Genomic DNA, 24,670 nt, shown 5'->3' with positions numbered 1-24,670 from the left:
TCTACTCCGCCGCCTGCCTGAAGCCGTTTTTCGCCAAAGCCGAGCACTCGGCCATCACCGCGGAAGCCCGCGCGATCGGATTGGTCAGGTAGAAATCCTTGACCGGCGAGGTGAAGGTGCCCTTGTTCAGCCGACCGCCGAGCTTGGCCACCCTGGCGATGTCGGCCGGGTCGCCGGCCGCGACATGGTCGATGCGGGCAAGATGCGGGTATTGCGCATAGAGCTTTGCGCGCAATTGCTGCAGCGAATCGAACGGCAGCTTCTTGCCGAGCACATCCGACAGGGCCCGAAGAATCGCCCAGTCCTCGCGCGCTTCGCCGGGCGCGAAGCCGGCCCGGTTGGTCTGCTGCACGCGGCCCTCGGTGTTGACGAAGGTGCCCGACTTCTCGGTATAGGCGGCACCCGGCAGGATGACGTTGGCGCGATGCGCGCCCTTGTCGCCATGCGTGCCGATATAGACGACGAAAGCGCCGCCGATCTTTGCCATGTCGATCTCGTCGGCGCCGAGCAGGAACAGCACGTCGGTCTCGCCCAGCATGCCGGCGACATTCCTGCCGCCCTCGCCCGGCACGAAGCCGACATCGAGGCCGCCGACGCGTGCCGCGGCGGTGTGCAGCACGGCAAAGCCGTTCCAGTCGGCCCTAGCGGCGTTGACGGCGACGGCGAGCTTCGCCGCCTGGCCGAGCACGGCCGTCCCGTCCGGAAGCGCCAGCGCACCCTGTCCGACGATGATCAGCGGATGCGTCGCCTTCTTCAGCAGCTGGAAGAACTTGCCGTTGCCGTCGGCCAGATCCTTCAGCGATTCCGGCCCGGCGCCGAGCTGCTCGTAATCATAGCGCGTATCGCCGATATCGCCGATGACGCCGACCGGCAGATTGCCGGCCCGCCAGCGCTTGCGGATGCGGGCGTTGAGCAGGGATGCCTCGAAGCGCGGATTGGCGCCGATGATCAGCACTGCATCGACCTGTTCGATGCCTTCGATGGTCGGGTTGAAGACATAGCTCGCCCGGCCGAGCGACGGATCGAGTGCGGCACCGTCCTGGCGGCAGTCGGTGTTCCTCGAGCCGAGCGAAGCCATCAGAAGCTTCAGCGCGTAGATCTCCTCGACGGCTGCGAGATCGCCGGCAATGGCGCCGATCTTTTCGGGTGCGGCATTCGACACCGCTTCCTTGATCGCGGCAAAAGCCTCCGCCCAGCTTGCGGGGGCCAGTCTGCCGTCCTTGCGCACATAGGGCCGGTCGAGGCGCTGCGTGCGCAGGCCGTCCCAGATAAAGCGGGTCTTGTCGGAAATCCACTCCTCGTTCACCGCCTCGTTGGTACGCGGCAGGATGCGCATCACTTCGCGGCCCCGGCTATCGACGCGGATGGCCGAGCCGACGGCGTCCATCACGTCGATCGACTCTGTCTTGGTCAGTTCCCAAGGGCGTGCCTGGAAGGCGTAGGGTTTGGAGGTCAGCGCGCCGACGGGGCAAAGGTCGATGACATTGCCCTGCAGTTCCGAAGTCATCGCGCTTTCGAGATAGGTGGTGATCTCGGCATCCTCGCCGCGGCCGATCAGACCAAGCTCCGATATGCCGGCAATCTCGGTGGTAAAGCGGACGCAGCGCGTGCAATGGATGCAGCGGTTCATGATCGTCTTGACCAGCGGCCCGATATACTTGTCTTCGACCGCCCGCTTGTTCTCGTGGTAGCGCGAGGAATCGACGCCGAACGCCATCGCCTGGTCCTGCAGATCGCACTCGCCGCCCTGATCGCAGATCGGGCAGTCCAGCGGATGGTTGATCAGCAGGAATTCCATCACGCCTTCGCGGGCCTTCTTGACCATCGGCGTGTTGGTGAAGATTTCCGGCGGCTCGCCATTTGGACCGGGGCGCAGGTCGCGCACGCCCATGGCGCAGGACGCCTGCGGCTTGGGCGGGCCGCCCTTCACCTCGATCAGGCACATGCGGCAATTGCCGGCGATCGACAGCCGCTCATGGAAGCAGAAGCGCGGCACTTCAGCACCTGCGTCCTCGGCCGCCTGCAGCAGCGTGTAGTGGTCGGGTACAGTGATCTCTTTCCCGTCGACCTTGAGCTTTGCCATTTCGCCTCAAACCCCTGCGGACGTTCCGCAATCTTTCCTTCCGGGCGCAGCCGACGCCGCGCACGGTATTGAATTCAATTTTTGGCCTCGGCCAATGCGGCCGCCTGACCGATCCAGCCGTCACGGCCGATACGGCCCTTCAACGACAGGTAATCTTCGACCCAGGCGATCTCTTGTGGCGTCCACGCGGCAATCTGGTCGTATGTCCAGATGCCAAGGCCATTAAGCACCTTTTCCAGTTTCGGTCCGATGCCCGATATCGCCTTGAGGTCGACGGGCACGGCTGGCCGGTCCATCGGCTTGGGCTGCTTGAAATCCTCCGGCATCAGTCCGGCCGACGCGTCCGCTGCAACGGTGCTGGCATTCGCCACGCTCCGCGCCGCAGAGCTTGTTGCAATGTCGGTCACGTCATTAGCGAAGGACTGCGCCTCCGCAATCAGGATTTTGGTGGCTGCGCGCGCCTTGGTCGAGGAGCTTTTGCCGGTCGCGGAAACGCGTTCGGTCCGGGCCTCGAAATCCTCGGTGACCGGCTGCCAAAGCCGCTGCGAGGTCTCGGCCACGCCTGAAAGCACGCCCATCCAGACGCCAAAGGCGTGGTTGGCAAGCCCGATGCCGAGTGCCGTCATCGCCGCCGCGCCGGCGACAGGATGCGCCAGGAGATTGACGGCGCTGGCCATCTCCTTCGGCATTGTCCTGGTCAGGTCCTGGTTCATCTTCAAGAACGGGTCCCCATCGGGCGTCAAATCGTCGGGTATCGAAAACAGCGACATAGGTGGTCTCCTGGTCGTTTCCGTCTGCCCCGCGCTCGTTTCCTCGTTTCGGGCATTCGCCCGCATTTTTTGAATTCTTCTATTCCGCCGCCGCCAGCACCGGTTCGGCGCGGTGTGCGTTGCGCGAAAACTCGTCGATGCGCCGCTCCACCTCGCCGCGGAAATGCCGCATCAGGCCCTGGATCGGCCATGCCGCCGCATCGCCCAGAGCGCAGATCGTGTGGCCCTCGACCTGCTTGGTCACGTCGAGCAGCATGTCGATCTCGCGCTTCTGCGCCTCGCCGCGCACCAGCCGTTCCATCACCCGCCACATCCAGCCCGTGCCCTCTCGGCAGGGCGTGCACTGGCCGCAGCTCTCATGCTTGTAAAAGTAGGAAAGCCGCGCGATCGCCTTCACGACATCGGTCGATTTGTCCATGACGATGACAGCCGCGGTGCCTAGGCCCGATTTCAGGTCACGCAGCGCATCGAAATCCATCGGCGCGTCGATGATCTGCTCGGCCGGCACCAACGGCACCGAGGCGCCGCCCGGAATGACCGCCAGCAGATTGTCCCAGCCGCCGCGGATACCGCCGCAATGCGTCTCGATCAGTTCGCGGAACGGGATCGACATCGCCTCTTCAACGGTGCACGGATTGTTGACGTGGCCGGAGATGCAGAACAGCTTGGTGCCGGCATTGTTGGGCCGGCCGAAGGACGAGAACCAGGCCGCACCGCGGCGCAGAATGGTTGGCGCCACGGCGATGGACTCGACATTGTTGACCGTCGTCGGGCAGCCATAGAGGCCGACATTGGCCGGAAACGGTGGCTTCAGCCGCGGCTGGCCTTTCTTGCCTTCGAGGCTTTCGAGCAGCGCCGTTTCCTCGCCACAGATATAGGCGCCGGCGCCATGGTGCATGTAGATGTCGAAATCGTAGCCGGAGGTATTGTTCTTGCCGATCAGCTTGGCCGCATAGGCCTCATCGATGGCGCGTTGCAGCGCCTCGCGCTCGCGGATGAACTCACCGCGCACATAGATGTAGGCGGCGACCGCGCCCATGGCGAAGCCGGCGATCAGGCAGCCCTCGACCAGCGTATGCGGATCGTGGCGCAATATATCGCGGTCCTTGCAGGTGCCGGGTTCGGACTCGTCGGCATTGACGACGAGATAGCTCGGCCGACCGTCGCTTTGCTTGGGCATGAACGACCATTTCAGCCCGGTCGGGAAGCCGGCGCCGCCGCGGCCGCGCAGGCCCGATGCCTTCATCTCGTTGACGATCCACTCGCGCCCCTTGGCGATGATGCCGGGCGTGTTGTCCCAGGCGCCGCGCGCCATGGCGCCGGCCAGCGACTTGTCGAAGCGGCCGTAGATGTTGTTGAAGATGCGGTCTCTGTCCTGAAGCATTGCTCGTTCCTTCAGACCGGCTTCTTGCCGGTCGGCCGGCTCCCGTTTCCGGGCGACGGCTTGGCCGCTTCGGCGGCAGCCTTCGCCGGTTTAACCTTGGCCTCCGGCGCTTTGAAAGCAGACGCCGGCTCGGCCTTGTTCTTGGAGCCTTTGCGCTGTTTCGAGACGTCCTCGACCTGCGGCTCGGCCTTGTTGGCATTGGCGGCCGAATGCAGAGGCGCTGCAACGCTCGCCGCCTTCTCCGCCGCGGGCGCGACTTTTGTCGCCGACGGCGATTTCAGCGCGGGGCTGGTCTCGACCGCATCGGTCTTCGGCTTGCTGGCATTCGAGGGCGCAACTGGTGCCGGTGCAGGCGCGGCAGCAGGCGGAACCGGCGCTGCGGCGTCAGCTGCCGGCGCCGCTTCCTTGGCGGCCTTGGTCGCAGCCCTGGTTTCCCGGTCGCGGGTCGCCTTGAGGATCGCCTTTTCACTCTTAAGGGTCGTCAGGCCACTGGCCGGCTCGGAGGTGATGCGGCCGTTTTGCGGTCCCGGTTTCACCGCGGCGCCCTTGCCTGCGTCATAAAGGTCGATGATCTCGGCAAGCCGCTCCGGCGTCAAATCCTCATAGGTGTCCTTGAATATCATCACCATCGGCGCGTTGACGCAGGCGCCGAGGCACTCGACCTCCTCCCACGACAGCGTGCCTTTGTCGTTGGTATGGAACTGGTCGTGATGGATCTTCGAACGACACACATCCATCAGCGCTTCCGAGCCGCGCAGCATGCAGGGCGTGGTGCCGCAGACCTGGATATGCGCCCGGGTGCCGACCGGATTGAGCTGGTATTGCGTGTAGAAGGTAGCGACTTCCAGCCCGCGAATATAGGGCATGCCGAGCATGTCGGAGATCGCCTCGATCGCCGCCTTGGTCACCCAGCCTTCCTGCTCCTGCGCCAGCATCAGCAAGGGAATGATCGCGGATTGCTCGCGCCCCTTCGGATATTTCTTGATCCACTGCTTCGCCGCTGCCGCATTCGCCCGGTTGAAGGCGAAGGAGGCTGGCTGGAGGCTGGCTTCTGCGAGACGGCGGACTGACATTTAGCGATCGACCTCACCAAACACGATGTCGAGGGAGCCGAGAACGGCGGTGACGTCGGCCAACATGTGGCCGCGGCACAAAAAGTCCATGGCTTGCAGATGCGCAAAGCCCGGCGCGCGCAGCTTGCAGCGGTAGGGCTTGTTGGTGCCGTCGGAGACGAGATAGACGCCGAACTCGCCCTTCGGAGCCTCGACCGCGGCATAGACCTCGCCGGCCGGAACGCGGTAGCCTTCGGTGTAGAGCTTGAAGTGATGGATCAGCGCTTCCATCGAGCGCTTCATCGCCGCGCGCTTCGGCGGCACCACCTTGCCGTCGAGGTTCGACACCGGCCCGCCGCCCTCCTTGCCGAGCAACAGGTCGACGCACTGGCGCATGATTTTCGCCGACTGCCGCATCTCTTCCATGCGCACCAGATAACGGTCGAAACAGTCGCCGTTCTTGCCGACCGGAATGTCGAAATCCAGCTCGGCATAGCATTCGTAGGGTTGCGATTTGCGCAGGTCCCACGGCGCACCCGAGCCGCGCACCATGACGCCTGAAAAACCCCAGGCCCAGGCGTCCGCCAGGGAGACGGTGGCAATGTCGACATTTCGCTGCTTGAAGATGCGATTGCCGGTCAAAAGCGCGTCAAGGTCGTCGATCGACTTCAGGAACGGGTCGATCCACTTGCCGATGTCCTCGATCAGCTTCTTCGGCAGGTCCTGATGCACACCGCCCGGCCGGAAATAGGCCGCATGCATGCGCGAGCCACTGGCACGCTCATAGAACACCATCAGCTTTTCGCGCTCGACGAAGCCCCACAGCGGCGGCGTCAGCGCGCCGACATCCATCGCCTGCGTCGTCACATTGAGGATGTGCGACATGATGCGGCCGATCTCAGAGTAGAGAACTCGAATAAGCTGCCCGCGCTTCGGCACCTCGATGCCGAGCAGCCGCTCGGCTGCGAGCGCAAAGGCATGCTCCTGGTTCATCGGCGCGCAATAGTCGAGCCGGTCGAGATAAGGCACCGCCTGCAGATAAGTCTTGTGCTCGATCAGCTTTTCCGTGCCGCGATGCAACAGTCCGATATGCGGATCGACCCGGTCGACGACCTCGCCGTCGAGCTCCAGCACGAGGCGCAAAACGCCGTGCGCAGCCGGATGCTGCGGGCCGAAATTGATATTGAAGTTGCGGACGGAGGTTTCAGCCATGGAGGCGTCTCAATTCGTCTTGGCTTTTTCGTCGCCTGGAAGAACGTAATCCGTCCCCTCCCAAGGGCTGAGAAAATCGAAATTGCGGAATTCCTGCTTGAGCTCCACCGGCTCGTAGATGACGCGCTTGGCTTCGTCGTCGTAGCGCACCTCGACGAAGCCGGTCAGCGGAAAGTCCTTGCGCAGCGGATGGCCTTCGAAGCCGTAGTCGGTCAGAATCCGCCGCAGATCGGGATGACCCGAAAACAGCACGCCATAGAGATCGTAGGTTTCGCGTTCGAACCAGTCGGCGCCGGGATATATGCCCGTGATTGACGGCACCAGCGTCTCTTCGTCGGCCTGGACCTTGATGCGGATGCGGATATTCTGCATCGGCGACAGCAAATGATAGACGACGTCGAAGCGCTTTGCCCGCGACGGATAATCGGCGCCGCAGACATCGATGATCGAGATGAACTGGCATTTCGGGTCGTCGCGCAGGAAGGTCACCACCTCGATCAGGTCGCGCGGTTCGACCGAGATGGTGAGTTCGCCATAGGCAAACACCACCTCGCCGATCCGGCCGGTCAGCTTCTCGCCGAGATAGGTCGAGAGGTCATTCAACGCCTGGGTCATGCCGCTCACCGTTCGATCGTGCCGGTGCGGCGGATCTTCTTCTGCAGGAGAAGGATGCCGTAGAGCAGCGCTTCGGCGCTCGGCGGGCAGCCGGGCACGTAGATGTCGACCGGCACGATGCGGTCGCAGCCGCGCACCACCGAATAGGAATAATGATAATAGCCGCCGCCATTGGCGCAGGAGCCCATCGAGATGACGTAGCGCGGCTCCGGCATCTGATCGTAGACCTTGCGCAGCGCCGGCGCCATCTTGTTGGTCAGCGTGCCGGCAACGATCATGATGTCGGACTGACGCGGAGACGCGCGCGGCGCGACACCGAACCTCTCGGAGTCATAGCGCGGCATCGAGGTATGGATCATCTCGACCGCGCAGCAGGCGAGACCGAAGGTCATGAACATCAGCGAGCCGCTGCGCGCCCAGGTGATCAGCGCCTCGGTCGAGGTGACGAGAAAGCCCTTGTCGGCGAGCTCGTTGTTGATCTCCAGGAAGAACGGATCATCCTCCCCCACCGGCCTGCCGGTGTTGGGGTCGATGAGGCCCTTGGGCTTCGGCGCGACGAGCGTGCCGGAACTGTCGTTCAATCCCATTCCAGCGCTCCTTTTTTCCATTCATAGGCAAAGCCGATGGTCAGCACCGCCAAAAACACCATCATCGACCAAAAACCGAGCATGCCGATCTGGCTGAACGACACCGCCCAAGGAAACAGGAAGGCTACCTCCAGATCGAAGATGATGAACAGGATCGACACCAGGTAGAAGCGGATGTCGAACTTCATGCGCGCATCGTCGAACGAGTTGAAGCCGCATTCATAGGCCGAAAGCTTTTCCGGATCGGGGTTGCGGTAGGCCACCAGGAAGGGTGCGGCAAGCAGCGCCAGCCCGACCACCAGCGCCACGCCGATGAACAGGACGATGGGCAGGTACGAACCTAAAAGTGCGTTCATGCTGCAGTTTCCGTTGGCGGCCAATCCACTCTGATTACAGCACCGGACCCACTTGCGGAAGCGTGACAGTTTAACCACTGAACCGTTTTAAGGGGGCTCTATGCTGCAACGCGGCGAGGGTTAGCGCAGCGCTTTCGGCGAAGCAAGTCAAACCTTGTTCAAATCGCGGTACTGGGCGGCATATCCGGGAAAACTGGTCAGATCCGCTCCTGTTTGATTTCTTTCACTTTTCACTCCACTTTTCTCTCCTGACATGGATGACGCCAAAACCCTGCTAGCATGGCGCGGAATCACAGATTCTCTGCTCTGTCCGGCATCATCAGGATACCGCCTTGATGAAGGAAAAAATCTCACTTCGCATGGCCCGCCGCATCGCGCTGGCGGCACAGGGATTCAATGACCCCCGCCCCGCCGGTACGCCCGACCGCCGGCATCTGGCCCGCGTGCTTGCCCGTACCGGCCTGCTGCAGATCGATTCCGTCAGCGCCGTGGTGCGCGCCCACTACATGCCGCTCTATTCGCGGCTTGGCCCCTACAAGCTGGCGCTGCTCGACGACGCCGCCATAACGCGCAAGCGCATGGTCTTTGAATATTGGGCGCACGAAGCCTCCTTCCTGCCGGTCGAGACCTATCCGCTGATGCGCTGGCGCATGCAGCGGGCCGAGCGCGGCGAGGAAATGTACAGCGGACTGGCCAAATGGGGCCGCGAGCACGCCGCCTATATCGAAGACATCTATCGCGAGGTCGCCGAACGAGGCCCGATCGCGGCGTCGGCTTTCGAAGGCCAGAAGGGTTCGGGCGGCTGGTGGGGCTGGAGCCATGCCAAGCACGCCTTCGAATGGCTGTTCTGGGCCGGCCGCATCACCACCGCGCATCGCCGCGGCTTCGAACGGTTCTACGATCTGCCGGAGCGCGTACTGCCGCCCGCGATACTCGCTCTACCGGTTCCCTGCCCCGAGGACGCCCACCGCGAATTGCTGCGCATCTCCGCCCGCGCCCATGGCGTCGCCACGGCAGGCGACCTGCGCGACTATTTCCGCCTCTCGCCCGCCGATATTAAGGGCCGCATCGAGGAGCTGGTCGAGGCTGGCGAGCTGTTGCCGGTGAGCGTCGACGGCTGGAGCAAAACAGCCTATCTCCACAAGAACGTCCGTTTGCCGCGCAGGATCGAGGCGCGCGCCTTGCTTGCGCCGTTCGATCCCGTAGTCTTCGAGCGGTCGCGCACCGAGCGATTGTTCGACTTCCACTACCGCATCGAGATCTACACGCCGGCCGAAAAGCGCCGGTATGGCTATTATGTGCTGCCGTTCCTGCTCGGCGACAGCATCGTCGGGCGCGTCGACCTCAGGGCCGACCGTCCGGCCGGCGTATTGCGCGTCCATGCCGCCTATGCGGAGCCCGGCGCCCCGCCACAAACCGCTGCCGAACTCTTCGAGGAATTGAAGCAGATGCAGGGCTGGCTCGGGCTTGAGCGCATCGAGGTGACGGCTGCCGGCGACCTTGGCCGGCCGCTCGCAGATATCGCCGCGTCATAGACGTGCGTTGACACGACTGCCTCCACAAGCCTAAATCCGTTCCAGACGGTCCCCTGCCCGCAACGGCAGGGGCCAAGAGGGAATGCGGTGCGAAATCTCGATTTCAAATCCGCGGCTGTCCCCGCAACTGTAAGCGACGAGCCAAGGCCGAAAACCACTGGGATATTCCCGGGAAGGCGGCACCAAGGCGATGACCCGCGAGCCAGGAGACCTGCCGTCTAGGACATAAGAATCCGATCGCCTGGCGGGTTTTCCGGGCAAGGAGCCTGATTTGGAACGCGACAGCAGTTTTTCGGCTGAGACAGCGGATTTATTGTCCGGCCCTGACGATTCCCCGGCCGGCGTTACCGTCATCGTCTGCTCTTCCTGCCGTGACGAGACCTGTTCGGACGCTCATCCCCGCGCCGGCGAACTGCTCGCCGAGGACACGCGCCGCGCCGCTTCCGGCGAAAACATCAAAATCCGCACCGTCGAATGCCTCGGCAATTGCAAGCGCCGGCTCAGCGCCGCCATGCTGCGCGACGGCTGCTGGAGTTACGTCTTCGGCGACCTGACCGCGACCAGCGGCGCCGATCTCGTGACCGGCGCAAAGCTGTTCGCCACCTCGACGGATGGGCTCATTCCGTGGCGCGGCCGTCCCGATTGCCTGAAGCGCGGTCTGGTTGCCCGCATCCCTCCCCTCGACCTTTTGAAGGACTTGATATGACCGCTGCCCCCCTTTCGCGCGTCCCCTGCACCGTCGTTACCGGATTTCTCGGCGCCGGCAAGACGACATTGATCCGCCATTTGCTCGAAAACGCCAAAGGCAAGCGGCTGGCCATCATCGTCAACGAGTTCGGCGACATCGGCATCGACGGCGAGATCCTGAAGGGCTGCGGCATCGACACCTGCCCCGAGGAAAACATTGTCGAGCTGGCCAATGGCTGCATCTGCTGCACTGTCGCCGACGATTTCGTCCCGGCACTCGACCAGATCCTGTCGCTGATGCCGAGGGTCGACCATATCCTGATCGAGACATCCGGGCTGGCCCTGCCCAAGCCGCTGGTCCAGGCCTTCCAGTGGCCGTCGGTCAAGAGCCGGGTGACCGTCGATGGCGTCATCGCCGTCGTCGACGGACCGGCGCTGGCGGATGGCCGCGTCGCCAACGACATGGACGCCCTGCAGGCGCAGCGCGCGCAAGACGAGACGCTCGAACACGACGATCCGGTCGAGGAAGTATTCGAGGACCAGCTCGCTTGCGCCGACCTGATCATCCTGTCGAAGCGCGACCTGATGGACGCAGCCGGCTCGGCCCGTGCCAATGCCGTCATCGGCAAGCATGTTGCGCGGGCGGTGAAGATCGTGCCGACTTCGCAAGGAAAGCTCGATCCGTCGGTGCTGCTCGGCCTCGGCCTCGCCGTCGAGAACGACATCGAGAACCGCAAGACCCATCACGACGACGAGCTCGACCACGAGCATGACGATTTTGACTCATTCGTCATCGACATCGCGTCCGTGTCCAACCCGGACGAGCTCGCACAACGCGTCGCCACGGCGGCGGCGGAGGAAAACGTGTTGCGCGTCAAGGGCTTCGTCGAGGTTGGCGGCAAGCCGATGCGGCTCCTGCTGCAGGCCGTCGGCCCGCGCGTCAACCATTATTACGACCGCGCCTGGACGGCTGAAGACGATCGCCGCTCGCGCCTTGTCGTCATCGGTCTGAAAGGGCTGAACCGCCCGGCGATAGAGCGTATCCTCGCCGGCTGACCCCAGGTACGAGCCGCGATGCACATCCTCACCACCACATCCGCCTCGCTCGACGATCTCGCCGAGCCTGTCGATCTCAGGCAAACGCCTGCGGATGTCGTGGCTCTGTCCTTCACCGACAGCGACCTGGCCGGGCTGGCGGCGGCGTGGAAGGCGGATGCGGACCGCCTGCCCTCGATGCGGCTCGCTGCCTTGCGCGACCTGCGCCATCCGATGTCCGTCGACCTCTGGACCGAGAGCGTCGCCCGCCACGCCAAGGTCATTCTGGTCCGCATTCTCGGCGGCTACGAGTGGTGGCGCTATGGCTGCGACCAGCTCGCCGTTATCGCGCGAAATCGCGGTATCAAGCTGGCGCTCCTACCGGGCGAGAGCCACGACGAGGATTTGCGACTGATCGAAGGCTCGACGCTGTCGCGCGAGGAGTTGGACGCCCTGCTGGGCTATTTCCGCGAGGGCGGGCCGGCAAATATGACGGCGCTGGTGCAGAGGCTGGCAAGTCTCGCTGGATCGGGTGCGGCGATAGCCGAACCTGTTAGTGTGCCAAAGGCGGGATTTTACGAGCCGGGGCTGGGGGTCGTCCCCCTCCCCCTCGAGGGGAGGGTCCGGCCGAAGGCCGGCGGTGGGGTCCTCTCCGAAGCGCGCCAACACTTTGAAGCGCGCCGACAGAAAAAAATGTCGAGCACTGCCGCAACGACCCCCGGCCCTTCGGGCCACCCTCCCCTCGAGGGGGAGGGAGAAGTCGTGCCGATCCTCTTCTACCGCTCGATGCTGCTCGCCGCCGACGTCGCGCCCATCGACGCGCTTTTCGAAGCGCTGAGCGCGCGCGGCATGGCTCCCGTGCCTATCTTCGTCTCCAGCCTCAAGGACCCGGCCTCACTCGCCTTTGTTGAAACCGCGCTTGCAACGCTGAAGCCTGCCGCCATCATCACCGCCACAGCTTTCGCCTCCGGGGCCGAGCCGGGCGTTGAAACCCTGTTCGACCGCGCCGGCGTGCCGGTGTTCCAGGTCATCGTCGCAACCACCCGCCGCGACATCTGGCAAACCAATCAGCGCGGCCTGGCGCCCGCCGACCTTGCCATGCATGTCGTCCTGCCCGAGCTCGACGGCCGCATCCTGGCCGGCGCCATTTCCTTCAAGGGCGAAAGCGAAACCGATCCCGCATTGGCCTTCCGCGCCTTCGCCAACCGGCCAGAGCCCGACCGCGTCGCGCAAGTGGCGAACCGTATCGAGGCATTCGTGCGCCTGCGGCGGACGCCGCGCGCGGAACGCAAGCTCGCCATCCTGATCCCCGACTATCCGAGCGCCCCCGGTCGCACCGGCTACGCCGTCGGCCTCGACGTGCCGTCCAGCGTGCTGGCAATGCTGCACGACCTGAGCGAACAGGGCTACGCCGTTGAAAGGATTCCGCAAACGCCAAGGGAGTTGTTGGATTTGCTGGAACGGGGCGGCCATGGGCTGGCATTGAAGGAGTATTTGACCTTCTCGACGGAATTGCCGCCGTCGGCCATCGCTGCGGTGGAAGCCGCATGGGGAAATCCAGAAGATGAGACAGGTTTGTGCGAGGCACCCCCCTCTGTCCTGCCGGACATCTCCCCCTCAAGGGGGGAGATTAGCAGTTCCGCCACCGGCTCTCCCTTAAGGCCCTCGGTAATTGGCGAAAGTAGAGACAACAGCGCAATCTCCCCCCTTGAGGGGGAGATGTCCGGCAGGACAGAGGGGGGCGCGACAGAACGCCAACCTTCGCTGCTGGTCAGCGAAAAACAATTCGCCTTCCGCACGGCCACGTTCGGCAACATCACCGTGGCGCTCGCCCCCGATCGCGGGCGCTCGGTCGACCGCCGCGCCGACTATCACGACCCGACATTGCCGCCGCGCCATGCGCTGGTCGCCTTTGGCCTCTGGCTGCACCAGTCGCTCGGCATCCATGCAATTGTCCATGTCGGCGCCCACGGCACGCTGGAATGGCTGCCCGGCAAGACCGTTGCGCTCAGCGAAAACTGCTTTCCCGAAATCGTCACCGGCGCCCTGCCCGTCATTTATCCGTTCATCGTCTCCAACCCCGGCGAGGCAGCGCAGGCCAAGCGGCGCGTTGCCGCCGTCACGCTTGGCCATCTGCCGCCGCCGCTGACCGGCGCCGGGCTGGACGAAAACCAGCACAGGCTCGAACGACTGGTCGACGAATATGCCCAGGCCGACGGGCTCGACCGCCGCCGCCGCGACCGCCTGGCGAAGCTGATAGTCGAAACGGCGGAAAAGACCGGCCTCGCCTCAGAGGCTGGTGTCGCCAGGACCGACGCAGCCGACGAGGCTTTGCGCCGCATCGACGCCTGGCTCTGCGATCTCAAGGATTTCGCCATCAAGGACGGCCTGCACATTTACGGCCGCTCGCCGGAAGGCGAAGCTGATCCGGTACGGCGGCAAAGTGCGGCAGCTGAAAAAACCGCGCTGCTTGCCGCCCTCGACGGCCGCCACGTCGCTGCCGGTCCGGCTGGCGCGCCGGCGCGTGGCCGGAGCGATGTGCTGCCGACCGGCCGCAATTTGTTTACCGCCGACCCGCGCACCATGCCGACGCCGACCGCCTATGATCTGGGTAAGGCGGCAGCGGAAGAAGTCGTCCGCAACTACATGCAATCGCATGGCGACTGGCCGCGCTCGCTGGTCATCGACCTCTGGGGGTCGGCCTCGCTGCGCACCGGCGGCGAGGAGATCGCGCAAGGCCTGGCGCTGATGGGCTGCCGGCCGCAATGGGATTCAGCCACCGGCCGCATCACCGGCATCGAGGTGCTGCCGCCGGCAACGCTCGGCCGCCCGCGCGTCGACGTCACCTGGCGCATATCGGGCCTGTTCCGCGATATGTTCCCGACCCAGATCGCGCTGATCGACGCCGCGGCCAACGCCGTGGCGACCCGCGACGAGCACGATTCGGAAAACCCGCTGGCGGCCAGGACCCGCATCGACGGCAAGATCAGCCCGCGCATTTTCGGCACTTCGCCCGGCACTTACGGCGCCGGCGTCGAGGACATGTTGTCGAGCGGCGACTGGTCGGCGCGCGAAGAGATCGGCCGCGCCTATCTCGACGCCACTTCGCATGCCTATGGCGGCGCCGAGGGCGAAGGCATTTCGGCGCCTGGCGCGTTTGAGGGTCGCATCGCTGAGGCCGACCTTCTGGTTCATACCGGCGACGACCCCGGCCGCGACATCCTCGAAGGCTCGGCCGACGTCGCCTTTATCGGCGGCTTTTCGGCAGCGCTTGCCGCGCTCGGCAAGAACGCCGACGTGATCGTGCTCGACACCACGGACCCGCAAAAGCCCAAGCCGCGCTCGGTTGGTGAGGCCGTATCCCGGGTAGTTCGCGCCCGCGCGGTCAACCCGCGCTTCATCGCCGGCCAGATGCGGCACGGGCCGCGCGGCGCCTCGGAATTCGCCGAGACGGTCGACCGGCTGGTCGGCTTTGCCGAGACTACCCATGCCATATCAGGCACGCTGATCGAGGCCGTGCACGACGCCTATCTCGGCGACCCCGTGGTGCGCGCCTTCATCCTGCGCGAGAACCCGGCGGCGGCGAAGGTGATTGCCGAGCGTTTGCTGTCAGCACGGCGGCGCGGGCTCTGGCATCCGCTGCGCAACTCGATCGATAACGATCTCGCCGCACTGATTGCCGAAGCGCAAGCTCTGGGAGTGGCGGCATGAACGCTTTCTCGCGCCGTGGCGCCTGCCCTGCCTTGTCCGCGCCGATGCAAACCGGCGACGGGCTGCTGGTGCGGCTCAATCCGGTCGCTGGAGGACTGTTGCCGAAGTCGTTGATCGGACTCTGCGAATCCGCCTTGCGCCATGGCAACGGCATCATGGAAGTGACCGCCCGCGGCGGCCTGCAGATACGCGGCCTGACGCACGAAAGCGCCCGGCTACTGGCGATGGAGGTCGATGCGCTCGGCATCGCCGTGCGCACCGGCGTGCCGGTTGAGACCGGCCCACTGGCCGGGCTCGACCCGGAGGAGATAGCCGACCCGCGCCCGATGGCGGAGCGGATTCGGGTGGCGATTGAAGAGGCTGGTCTGACGGCAAGGCTCGGTCCGAAGGTTTCAGTCGTCATCGACGGCGGCGGGCAACTGACGATGGATGCGGTGACGGCCGACATACGACTGGCTGCGATCAGAACCGACGCGGGCGTCCGCTGGCTGATAGCCGTTGCTGGCGACGGGCAGAATGCCAAGCCTCTCGCCATGGCCGAGGAGGAAGCAGCCCGTGATATCGCCGTCGCGATTCTCAGGATGGTCGCCGAAAAAGGCCGCGACGCTCACGCAAGGGATTTGACGGAACGGCAGCGCAGATCTCTCGCAAGCTGGCATTCCTTCGCGCCCCCCTCTGTCCTGCCGGACATCTCCCCCTCTAGAGGGGAGATCGGCAGTTCCGCCGACGGCCGTCCTTCTGCTGCCTTGGTATTTGGCGCGACTTCGGCGATTAGCGAAGGCGGAGACCAAGGCGCAATCTCCCCCCTAGAGGGGGAGATGTCCGGCAGGACAGAGGGGGGCGCCGTAGAGCGCCATCGCCCGCCCATTGGTATCTTCAACCTGAGTAACGGCCACGCTCTCGGCATCGGCCTGCCCTACGGCAGCATGCCCGCAGATAAACTCATCGGCCTCGCGCAGAGTGCCCTCACTCTTGGCACAGTCGAAATCCGCCTGGCCCCGAGGCGGGGCCTGCTTCTCCTCGGTCAGCCGGCAGCCGCCAACCAGCCCCTTCAAAACACCGCCGCAACCCTCGGCTTTGTCACCGACGCAGCCGATCCGCGCACGAAAATCGCCGCCTGCCCTGGCGCACCCGCCTGTGCCTCCGGCCGCATCGCCACCCGCGACATCGCCGAGATCATCGCTACAGAAAACGGCGACATCCTCGATTCCTCGCTGACGCTGCACATCTCCGGCTGCGCCAAGGGCTGCGCCCATCCCGGTCCGGCGGAGCTGACCCTGGTCGGTGGCGAAAACGGAGCCGGACTTGTCGTGGACGGGACGGCAAAGGCATTGCCCGCCGGATACAGGCCGGGCTACGACGCCGCGCACGGCATCGGCCGCGTTGCAGCGGCGATCCGCAGCGCACGACATCCCGGCGAAACCGTTGCCGCCTGCCTGGCGAGGCTCGGCACGGCGGGCGTCGTCAAAGCTTACCGACAGGAATGAACATGACCGCCTACGACTACATCCATGATGGCACGGCGATCTATGAGCGCTCCTTCGCCATCATCCGCGCCGAGGCCGACCTGTCGCGCTTTTCCGAAGCCGAGGCCGACGTCGCTATCCGCATGATCCATGCATGCGGCCAGATCGAGGCCGCGCGGCACTTCGTTTTCTCGACCGATTTCGTCGCCGCCGCGCGCACAGCGTTGGGCGCCGGCGCGCCGATCTTCTGCGACGCGCAGATGGTCTCGCACGGCGTCACGCGCGCCCGGCTGACTGCCGGCAACGAGGTAATCTGCACGCTGCGCGATCCGCGGACCGCCGACATCGCGAAAAAGATCGGCAACACCCGCTCGGCCGCGGCGATCGACCTGTGGGGCGAGCGCATGGCCGGTTCGGTCGTCGCCATCGGCAATGCGCCGACCGCCCTGTTTTATCTGCTGGAAAAGCTGCGCGACGGCGCGCCGAAGCCGGCGGCGATTATCGGCATGCCGGTCGGGTTTGTCGGTGCCGCCGAATCGAAGGATGCGCTGGCCGAAAATTGCTATGGCGTGCCTTACGCCGTCGTGCGCGGCCGGCTGGGCGGCAGCGCCATGACCGCCGCCGCCCTCAATGCATTGGCGAGGCCGGGCCTATGAACGTGATCGCAAAAGGTCGACTGGTCGGCGTCGGCACCGGTCCCGGCGACCCCGACCTGCTGACGCTGAAGGCGGTGCGTGCGCTGGCCGAGGCCGATGTCGTTGCGCATTTCGCCAAGCGCGGCAACAACAGCAATGCGCGCGCCATCGTCGGCGCCCATTTTCGCCCCGATTTGATTGAACTGCCGCTGCTCTATCCGGTGACGACCGAGATCGACAAGGATCACAGCGATTACCGCTCGCAGATCACCGATTTCTATGAGCAATCGGCCGAAAAGGTCGCCGCGCACCTCAGCGCCGGCAGGATGGTCGCGGTGCTTTCGGAAGGCGATCCGCTTTTCTACGGCTCCTACATGCATCTTCATGTCCGGCTGGCGCACCGTTTTCCGACCGAAGTCATCCCAGGCGTCACCGCCATGTCCGGCTGCTGGTCGGCGACCGGCCTGCCGATCGTCCAGGGCGACGACGTGCTGACGGTGCTGCCGGGCACGATGAGCGAATTCGAGCTGACGCGTCGCCTCGCCGATACCGACGCTGCGGTGATCATGAAGGTCGGCCGCAACCTGCCCAAGATCAGGCGCGCGCTGGAGGCAACCGACAAGCTGGCGCGGGCCATCTATGTCGAGCGCGGCACCATGCCGGGCGGCGTCTCGATGCGGCTGGCCGACAAAAAGGACGACCAGGCGCCCTATTTCGCCATCGTGCTGGTGGCCGGCTGGTCGGGCCGGCCTAGCGCATTGAGAGCCGAAGCATGAGCGGCCGCCTCACCGTCATCGGCCTCGGGCCCGGCAATGCCGATCAGGTGACGCCGGAAGCCAGCCGCGCCGTTGGCGAGGCAAAATTCTTCTATGGCTACAAGCCTTATCTCGACCGGCTAGATCTGCGCCCCGAGCAGACCCGCGTCGCTTCCGACAATCGCGAGGAACTCGCGCGCGCCAGGGACGCGCTGCTGAAGGCTGCGGAAGGCCACGATGTCGCCGTCGTGTCGGGCGGCGATCCCGGCGTCTTCGCCATGGCGGCGGCCGTCTGCGAGGCGATCGAGGCGGGCCCACCCGAATGGCGCACGGTCGACATCGCTATCGTGCCCGGCATCACCGCCATGCTCGCCGTCGCCGCCCGCATCGGCGCGCCGCTCGGCCATGATTTCTGCGCCATCTCGTTGTCCGACAATCTGAAGCCGTGGGATTTGATCGAGCTGCGCCTGCTTGCCGCGGCGGGCGCCGGCTTCGTGATCGCGCTCTACAATCCGATCAGCAAGGCACGCCCTTGGCAGCTTGGCCGCGCCTTCGAGTGCCTGACAGCGATCCTGCCCGGCACCACGCCGGTGATCTTCGGCCGTGCCGCCGGCCGTCCCGACGAGCGCATCGAGGTTTTTCTGCTGGCCGACGCCGATGCCGCGAAGGCCGACATGGCGACCTGCATCATCATCGGCTCGCCGGAAACCAGGATCATCAAGCGGCGTGACAAGGCCGCGCTGGTCTACACGCCGCGTTCGGCAGCGGGCCCAAGAACATGAACGACCAGAAAATGATCGACCATAGCGGCAAGCGATTCGATGGTTTCGGCCGACGTAACGTCCGGCAACGCCGGCCTGCGGATCATGACCACCTCGACGCCGAGGGCCCGCGCCGCCGCGATCTTGCCGTAGGTCGCCTCGCCGCCGCTGTTTTTGGAAACGACGACATCGATGCGGTGCTCTTGAAGCAGCGCGCGCTCATCGACCTCATGAAACGGCCCGCGCGCCAAGAGATAGGCCGCGTCGGGCACAGCGAGCCTGGGCTCGACCGGGTCGACACTGCGGATGAGATAATGATGCCGGGGAGCTGCCTCGAAGGCGGCGACCTCCTGTCGCCCGAGCGCCAGGAACACACGGCGCGGCACCGATCCCAAAGCCGTCACCGCGCTGGCAACGGTGTCGACCAACGTCCAGCGATCACCTTCGACCGCCTCCCATCCGGGACGCCTGAGCGCAACGATAGCCACGCCGGTCATGCGCGCTGCTTCCGCCGCATTGGCGGAGATTTGCGCCGCATAGGGATGCGTGGCGTCAATCAGCAGGTCGATCTTGTTCTGGTGGAGATAAAACGCCAGCCCGCCGGCACCGCCGAAGCCGCCGACCCGCACCGGCACCCCCTGCGCGGCCGGGTTTTCGGTGCGACCGGCCAGCGACAGCATGACCGAAATATCCGCGCGCGCGGCAAGCTTGCCGGCCAGTTGCCGTGCTTCGGTGGTTCCGCCGAGGATCAGAATGCGGTGGGTCATCATGCCTGCTGAAGCTCCGCGCGGCGCCAAGCTCACCTCAAAGTGGCTCACGATCGTCGGCATCGGCGAGGACGGTGTAGCGGGTCTCGGCGACGAGGCCAAGCGGTTGATCGCTGAGGCCGAGTTCGTCTTCGGCGGCAAGCGCCACCTCGCCCTTGTCGCATCACTGGTCAAAGGTGAAGCGCGCGCCTGGCCGACGCCTTTCGATGCCGAGATGCGCGACGTGCTGGCGCTCTCCGGCAGACGCGTCTGCGTGCTGGCCTCCGGCGATCCCTTCTACCACGGTGTCGGCGTCATCCTCGCCCGCAAGGTCGCGGCAGAGGATATGCGGGTGATCCCCGCGCCCTCGGCCTTTTCGCTGGCCGCCTCACGCCTGGGCTGGGCGCTGCAGGACGTCGAGACCGTCTCGCTGCATGGCCGCTCGCTCGACCTGATCCGGCCGTTGCTGCATGATTGCACCCGCATTCTCGCGCTGACTTCGGACCGCGATGCACCGGAAGCGATTGCCCGTCTCCTGACCGAGCTCGGCTTCGGCGCGTCGCGGCTGACGGTGCTGGAGGCGCTGGGTGGGCCGAACGAAAGGCTGCGCTCGGCGAGCGCCGGCACCTTCGACCTCGCAAAGATCAATCCGCTCAACGTGCTCGCGATCGAAGTTGAATCGACTCCGCAAGCACCCATCCTGCCGCTGACAGCGGGACGTGCCGATCTTTTGTTCGAGCATGACGGCCAGATCACCAAGCGTGAAGTGCGCGCCGTCACCCTGTCCGCTCTCGCGCCAAGGCGCGGCGAACTGCTGTGGGACATCGGCGCCGGATCGGGCTCCATCGGCATCGAATGGATGCTGGCCCATCCTTCCATGCGTGCCATCGCCGTTGAGGCCGATCCGTCCCGCGCCGCCCGCATCCGACGCAACGCCGCGGCCTGCGGCGTTCCCGGTCTCGCCGTCGTTGAAGATTCGGCACCGCAAGCTCTTGCCGGGCTGGAAACGCCGGCAGCGATCTTCATCGGCGGCGGCGGCAGCGATGCCGGCGTGCTGGAAACAGCCATCGATGCCTTACCTGCCGGCGGCCGCCTAGTCGCCAACGCAGTGACCCTGGAGATGGAGGTACTGCTGCTTTCCCGTCACGCTGCGCTCGGAGGCGAGCTTACCCGGATCGCTATATCCCGTGCTTCGCCGGTTGGTTCGATGCAGGCCTGGCGGCCGGCTATGCCGGTCACGCAATGGAGTTGGGCCAAGCCATGATGGTCGCGGGCATCGGCAGCCGCACAGGTGTCAGCGCACGCGACGTGCTTGCTGCGGTAGAAACCGCGCTGGAGGCGCACGGGCTTGCCCTGCCCGCGCTTTCAGCCCTCGCGACCGCGTCTCTCAAGCAGGATGAAGCGGCAATCTTCGCCGCCGGACGTGAACTCCGCCTCCCGGTGATCGTTGTCGAGCAGGACGAACTCAAAGCTGCATCTACGACCAGCCGTTCCGACCTATCACAGGAGCATGCCGGCACGCCGTCTGTTTCCGAAGCCTCGGCGCTTGCCGCCGCCGGCAAAGGCGCAAAGCTGCTCGGGCCGCGCACGGTGCTCGGTGCTGTCACCTGCGCCATCGCCATCAGCGGAGATGCGGCATGACCGTTCACTTCATCGGTGCCGGCCCGGGTGCTGCCGATCTCATCACCTTGCGCGGCAGCCGCCTGCTCGGCAGTTGTCCCGTCTGCCTCTATGCCGGATCGATCGTCGCGCCGGAGCTGTTGCAGCACTGCGCGCCCGGAACGAGGTTGATCGACACCGCGCCGATGTCACTCGACGAGATCGAGGCCGAATATTTGGCCGCCCACGCGGCCAGCCATGATGTCGCCCGCCTGCATTCCGGTGATCTGTCGGTCTGGAGCGCAGTTGCCGAGCAGATCCGCCGGCTGGAGAAGCATGGTATCCCTTATACGCTGACGCCCGGTGTGCCGTCCTTCGCCGCTGCGGCGGCAGCGCTGCGCCGCGAGCTGACCATTCCGGAAGTCGCGCAAAGCCTGGTGTTGACCCGAATCTCCGGCCGCGCCTCGAAAATGCCGCCCGGCGAAACGCTGGCCGGCTTCGGCCGCACCGGCGCCACGCTGGCCATCCACCTTGCCATCCACGCCATCGACCGCGTCGTCGCCGAGCTGACGCCGCATTACGGCGCCGACTGCCCGGTCGCGGTCGTCTTCCGTGCCTCCTGGCCGGACGAGCGCGTGCTGACCGGCACGCTGGCCACCATCGAGGCGCAATTGGCCGCCGATCCGATGGAGCGCACGGCAATCATCTTCGTCGGCCGCTCGCTGGCGGCGGAAGGCTTTGGCGAAAGTTCACTGTATGACGCGCACTACCAGCGGCGCTTTCGCGGACGGGACGGATTGTGAGCGGCAGCAATAGAAACACTACGGTCGAGCAGGCGCTCACCCGGCTGAACTTCAAGCCGCGCCAGCTGGAGCCCGGTCATGTCTGGCTGGCCGGTGCCGGCCCTGGCGATCCCGGCTGCCTGACGCTGGAAGTGCTGGCCGCCCTCGGACAGTGCGACGCGCTGGTTTATGACGCGCTGGTCTCGCCCGCGGTAGTCGCCGTCGCGGAGGGCGCGGAACTGTTCTATGCCGGCAAGCGCGGTGGCAAGCCATCGATGAAGCAGGACGACATTACCGCTCTGCTGGTTCGGCTGGCGCGCGCGGGCCGGCGCGTCGTCAGGCTGAAGGGGGGCGACCCCTATATTTTCGGGCGTGGCGGCGAAGAGGCGCTGGCGCTGGCCGGGAAAACCATCCCGTTCCGCATCCTGCCTGGCCTGACGTCCGGCCTCAGCGCGCTGGCCGCCACCGGCATTCCCGGCACCATGCGCGGCATCAACAAAGCGCTGATCCTGGCGACCGGTCACGCCGCCGGCACCGATGACGACCTCGACTGGGCGGCCATCGCCCGTACCGGCCAGCCGGTGGTCATCTATATGGGCATGGCCAATCTGCCGCTGATCGCCGCCTCGCTGCTCGAGGGCGGGCTGGCGCCTTCGACGCCCACCGCGGTGATTGTCGCTGCGACGACACCGCAGGAACGGATCGTCGTCGCCACGCTCGCCACCATTGCGGAAGAGGCAGCAGCCGCCGGTCTGACCTCGCCGGCGCTGATCGTCGTCGGCGGTATTGTCGCTATGCGTGCGGCACTGGCGGGCGAGCCATGACCCGCGCCATCATCATCGGCGCGCCGCGCTCGGGCTCGGGCAAGACCAGCGTCACCATCGGCATTCTGCGCGCGCTCGCCCGGCGCGGCCTGAAGGTGCGCGGCGCCAAGTCCGGCCCGGACTATATCGATCCCGGCTTCCACACCGCCGCCACAGGCTTGTCCGGCATCAACCTCGACAGCTGGGCAATGCCGCCCGCCCTGCTTAACGCACTGGCCGGCGAAGCGACCGAAGATGCCGATTTTATCTTCCTCGAAAGCGCCATGGGCCTGTTCGATGGAATTCCGGCTGCTCCGGGCCGCACCGGCTCGGCCGCCGACCTTGCCCGACTTTATGGCCTGCCGGTGCTGCTGGTGCTCGACGTTTCCGGCCAGTCGACCACGGCGGCGGCCGTTGCCAAGGGCTTTGCTACTTATGACCCCGATGTGCGCATGGCCGGTGTCGTGCTCAACCGATTGGGCAGTGAACGCCACCGCCGACTGTGCGGCGATGCCATCGAAGCGCTCGGCTTGCCTGTCGTCGGCGCTATCCTGCGCGATCCCTCGCTCAACCTGCCCGAACGTCATCTCGGCCTCGTTCAGGCCGGCGAATATGAGAATCTGATGGCGCATCTCGACCGGCTGGCCGATATGGTCGAGCACTCGCTCGACCTCGACGCCATCATGGCTCTGGCGGCGCCATTCACGCCCGCGCCGGGCAATTTCGGCGACGCGCTGCCGCCCCCCGGCCAGCGCATTGCACTCGCCGAGGACGCCGCCTTTACCTTCCTCTATCCGCACGTTGCCGCGCATTGGCGCAAGGCCGGCGCCGAGATCGTCCCATTCTCGCCGCTCGCCGATGAAGCGCCCGGCGACAATTGCGATGTCTGCTGGCTGCCCGGCGGCTATCCCGAGCTCCACGCCGGCCGCCTCGCCGCCGCTGCGAATTTCAGGGCGGGCATGGCGAGGTTCGCCGCCACGCGGCCGGTGCATGGCGAGTGCGGCGGCTTCATGGTGCTCGGCGAGGCGCTCGAGGACGCATCGGGCGAGACGCATCGGATGCTTGGCCTGCTCGGCCATTCGACCAGCTTCGCCAAGCGCAAGATGAATCTCGGCTACCGCGAGGCGCGGCTGCGGTCCGGCTGTCCGCTCGGCAGCCAAGGCACGCTGATCCGCGGCCATGAGTTCCACTACGCGCAGATGGTTGCGACCGGCAATGACGAGCCGCTGGCCGATCTCGCCGACGGGCAAGGCAACCCGCTCGGCGCCTCCGGCTACCGGCGCGGCAATGTCAGCGGCACGTTCTTCCATGCCATTGCGAGGGGCGGATGAAGGCCTCGCAACAGCAAATTCTCGATGATATCGCGCTTTGCCTCGTCTTCTTTACCCGGCTGCCGCTGCCGCGAGCCGACTTCCGTGGCCGCAGCCTTGCCGCTGCGATCTGGGCTGCACCGGTCGCCGGTCTCGCCGTCGCTATGGCCGGTGCGCTGGCCTACGCCGTCGGCACGAGGCTGGGCCTGGCCGGAGGTCCTGCTGCAGCGTTCGCCCTTGCCGCGATCTTGCTTGTCACCGGCTGCCTGCATGAGGACGCGCTGTCGGATGTTGCTGATGGTTTTGGCGGCGGCAAGACCCGCGACAGGAAACTGGAGATCATGCGTGACAGCCGCATCGGTGCCTACGGCGCCTGCGCGCTCGGCATCTCGCTGCTGATCCGCTGGAGCGTGCTCTCTGGATTCGCCGGCCCAGCCCACGTGTTCTTGGCTTTGATTGCCGCGCATGCCGCCTCGCGCGGCCTGCTCGGCGCCTTCATGCACCTGCTGCAGCCGGCCCGCAGCGACGGCCTTTCGGCCGAAGCGGGCACCGTCTCGGCTAAAACAGCTGGCATCGGTGCCGTACTCGGTGCGGTCGCACTGCTGACGCTTGGGTTCGGCGCTGCCGTTTTCGCGATCATCCTGCTCGGTCTGTTATTCGCCGCCTTCCGCGCGCTTTGCCTCAATCAGATCGGCGGCCAGACCGGCGACACCGTCGGCGCCCTTCAGCAGCTGGGCGAGATCGCAATCCTGCTCGTCGCTTCCATTTCCCTTTCCTGACTCTGTT

Annotated in this window: 23 protein-coding genes and 1 riboswitch; of the genes, 14 read left to right on the top strand and 9 right to left on the bottom strand. The window is 65.5% G+C overall.

The genetic code is table 11. The features are described from left to right. Position 1: 1 nt before the first annotated feature. From nuoG to NKH50_RS01070, 8 genes are all read right to left on the bottom strand, one after another. On the bottom strand, positions 2-2,083 hold the full coding sequence (gene nuoG, locus NKH50_RS01105; protein WP_352876108.1) for an NADH-quinone oxidoreductase subunit NuoG: 2,082 nt from the start codon (positions 2,081-2,083) through the stop codon (positions 2-4). A 74-nt stretch (positions 2,084-2,157) separates the two neighbouring features. Next, positions 2,158-2,853: a helix-hairpin-helix domain-containing protein gene (locus tag NKH50_RS01100; RefSeq protein ID WP_352876106.1), complete on the bottom strand. Its 696-nt coding sequence runs from the start codon at positions 2,851-2,853 to the stop codon at positions 2,158-2,160. Positions 2,854-2,932: 79 nt separating this feature from the next. Beyond that, a complete protein-coding gene (gene nuoF, locus NKH50_RS01095; protein WP_254818105.1) occupies positions 2,933-4,237 on the bottom strand; it encodes an NADH-quinone oxidoreductase subunit NuoF in 1,305 nt (434 codons plus the stop codon). Positions 4,238-4,248: 11 nt separating this feature from the next. After that, positions 4,249-5,310: an NADH-quinone oxidoreductase subunit NuoE gene (gene nuoE / locus NKH50_RS01090; RefSeq protein ID WP_352876102.1), complete on the bottom strand. Its 1,062-nt coding sequence runs from the start codon at positions 5,308-5,310 to the stop codon at positions 4,249-4,251. After that, the gene (locus tag NKH50_RS01085; RefSeq protein WP_352738727.1) at positions 5,311-6,501 is read right to left on the bottom strand and encodes an NADH-quinone oxidoreductase subunit D; all 1,191 of its coding nucleotides are present in this window, start codon (positions 6,499-6,501) and stop codon (positions 5,311-5,313) included. 9 nt (positions 6,502-6,510) lie between these two features. Then, positions 6,511-7,116 (bottom strand): NADH-quinone oxidoreductase subunit C, encoded by a 606-nt coding sequence (locus NKH50_RS01080; RefSeq protein WP_352876100.1) that lies wholly within the window; start codon positions 7,114-7,116, stop codon positions 6,511-6,513. A 5-nt stretch (positions 7,117-7,121) separates the two neighbouring features. Beyond that, complete coding sequence (locus tag NKH50_RS01075; protein ID WP_023720749.1) at positions 7,122-7,703, bottom strand: NuoB/complex I 20 kDa subunit family protein; 582 nt, start codon at positions 7,701-7,703, stop codon at positions 7,122-7,124. Further along, entirely contained in the window at positions 7,694-8,059 is a 366-nt protein-coding gene (locus NKH50_RS01070) for an NADH-quinone oxidoreductase subunit A (protein WP_023720750.1), read from the bottom strand. Before NKH50_RS01070 ends, NKH50_RS01075 begins: the two co-directional genes overlap by 10 nt. Positions 8,060-8,394: 335 nt before the next feature. Between NKH50_RS01070 and NKH50_RS01065 the strand changes: the two genes are divergently transcribed. The 8 genes from NKH50_RS01065 (at position 8,395) to NKH50_RS01030 (ending at position 18,665) form a co-directional block, all read left to right on the top strand. Beyond that, positions 8,395-9,594: a winged helix-turn-helix domain-containing protein gene (locus NKH50_RS01065; protein ID WP_352821506.1), complete on the top strand. Its 1,200-nt coding sequence runs from the start codon at positions 8,395-8,397 to the stop codon at positions 9,592-9,594. A 29-nt stretch (positions 9,595-9,623) separates the two neighbouring features. Further along, a riboswitch (cobalamin riboswitch) is annotated at positions 9,624-9,827 on the top strand. Positions 9,828-9,865: 38 nt separating this feature from the next. Further along, on the top strand, positions 9,866-10,300 hold the full coding sequence (locus tag NKH50_RS01060) for a DUF1636 family protein (RefSeq protein WP_352876098.1): 435 nt from the start codon (positions 9,866-9,868) through the stop codon (positions 10,298-10,300). Beyond that, positions 10,297-11,337, top strand: a complete 1,041-nt coding sequence (gene cobW, locus NKH50_RS01055; RefSeq protein ID WP_352876095.1) for a cobalamin biosynthesis protein CobW — start codon at positions 10,297-10,299, stop codon at positions 11,335-11,337. The genes NKH50_RS01060 and cobW overlap by 4 nt, the downstream gene beginning before the upstream one ends. Before the next feature lie 18 nt (positions 11,338-11,355). Next, positions 11,356-15,027 carry a cobaltochelatase subunit CobN gene (locus NKH50_RS01050; protein ID WP_352876093.1) on the top strand — a complete coding sequence of 1,224 codons (3,672 nt, stop codon included), beginning with the start codon at positions 11,356-11,358 and terminating at the stop codon, positions 15,025-15,027. Then, positions 15,024-16,514 (top strand): precorrin-3B synthase, encoded by a 1,491-nt coding sequence (gene cobG, locus NKH50_RS01045; protein ID WP_352876091.1) that lies wholly within the window; start codon positions 15,024-15,026, stop codon positions 16,512-16,514. Before NKH50_RS01050 ends, cobG begins: the two co-directional genes overlap by 4 nt. Before the next feature lie 2 nt (positions 16,515-16,516). Then, a complete protein-coding gene (locus tag NKH50_RS01040; protein WP_352876088.1) occupies positions 16,517-17,149 on the top strand; it encodes a precorrin-8X methylmutase in 633 nt (210 codons plus the stop codon). Beyond that, positions 17,146-17,904, top strand: a complete 759-nt coding sequence (locus NKH50_RS01035) for a precorrin-2 C(20)-methyltransferase (protein WP_352505692.1) — start codon at positions 17,146-17,148, stop codon at positions 17,902-17,904. The genes NKH50_RS01040 and NKH50_RS01035 overlap by 4 nt, the downstream gene beginning before the upstream one ends. Continuing rightward, positions 17,901-18,665, top strand: coding sequence for a precorrin-3B C(17)-methyltransferase (locus NKH50_RS01030; protein ID WP_352691656.1), 765 nt, complete (start codon positions 17,901-17,903; stop codon positions 18,663-18,665). The genes NKH50_RS01035 and NKH50_RS01030 overlap by 4 nt, the downstream gene beginning before the upstream one ends. On the opposite strand, the gene NKH50_RS01025 is transcribed toward NKH50_RS01030, so the two are convergent. Then, positions 18,629-19,411, bottom strand: a complete 783-nt coding sequence (locus NKH50_RS01025; RefSeq protein WP_352876087.1) for a cobalt-precorrin-6A reductase — start codon at positions 19,409-19,411, stop codon at positions 18,629-18,631. The genes NKH50_RS01030 and NKH50_RS01025 overlap by 37 nt on opposite strands. 1 nt (position 19,412) lies before the next feature. Here NKH50_RS01025 and cbiE point away from each other — a divergent pair, with 1 nt between their 5' ends. From cbiE to NKH50_RS00995, 6 genes are read left to right on the top strand one after another with little or no spacing between them, the layout of a single operon-like run. After that, a complete protein-coding gene (gene cbiE / locus NKH50_RS01020; RefSeq protein WP_352505689.1) occupies positions 19,413-20,654 on the top strand; it encodes a precorrin-6y C5,15-methyltransferase (decarboxylating) subunit CbiE in 1,242 nt (413 codons plus the stop codon). Beyond that, positions 20,651-21,031: a cobalamin biosynthesis protein gene (locus NKH50_RS01015; protein ID WP_352876084.1), complete on the top strand. Its 381-nt coding sequence runs from the start codon at positions 20,651-20,653 to the stop codon at positions 21,029-21,031. Before cbiE ends, NKH50_RS01015 begins: the two co-directional genes overlap by 4 nt. Continuing rightward, complete coding sequence (cobM, locus tag NKH50_RS01010; RefSeq protein WP_352876082.1) at positions 21,028-21,792, top strand: precorrin-4 C(11)-methyltransferase; 765 nt, start codon at positions 21,028-21,030, stop codon at positions 21,790-21,792. Before NKH50_RS01015 ends, cobM begins: the two co-directional genes overlap by 4 nt. Continuing rightward, positions 21,789-22,595, top strand: a complete 807-nt coding sequence (cobA, locus tag NKH50_RS01005) for a uroporphyrinogen-III C-methyltransferase (protein ID WP_352691651.1) — start codon at positions 21,789-21,791, stop codon at positions 22,593-22,595. Before cobM ends, cobA begins: the two co-directional genes overlap by 4 nt. Beyond that, positions 22,592-23,905, top strand: coding sequence for a cobyrinic acid a,c-diamide synthase CobB (locus tag NKH50_RS01000; protein ID WP_352647041.1), 1,314 nt, complete (start codon positions 22,592-22,594; stop codon positions 23,903-23,905). Before cobA ends, NKH50_RS01000 begins: the two co-directional genes overlap by 4 nt. Continuing rightward, positions 23,902-24,663 (top strand): adenosylcobinamide-GDP ribazoletransferase, encoded by a 762-nt coding sequence (locus NKH50_RS00995; protein WP_352876079.1) that lies wholly within the window; start codon positions 23,902-23,904, stop codon positions 24,661-24,663. Before NKH50_RS01000 ends, NKH50_RS00995 begins: the two co-directional genes overlap by 4 nt. The last annotated feature ends 7 nt before the right edge of the window (positions 24,664-24,670 follow it).

The organism is Mesorhizobium sp. M1027 (assembly GCF_040318745.1).
Taxonomy (GTDB): domain Bacteria; phylum Pseudomonadota; class Alphaproteobacteria; order Rhizobiales; family Rhizobiaceae; genus Mesorhizobium.
The sequence above is the reverse complement of the archived record's forward strand: the minus strand, read 5'-3'. Positions and strand labels throughout refer to the sequence as shown.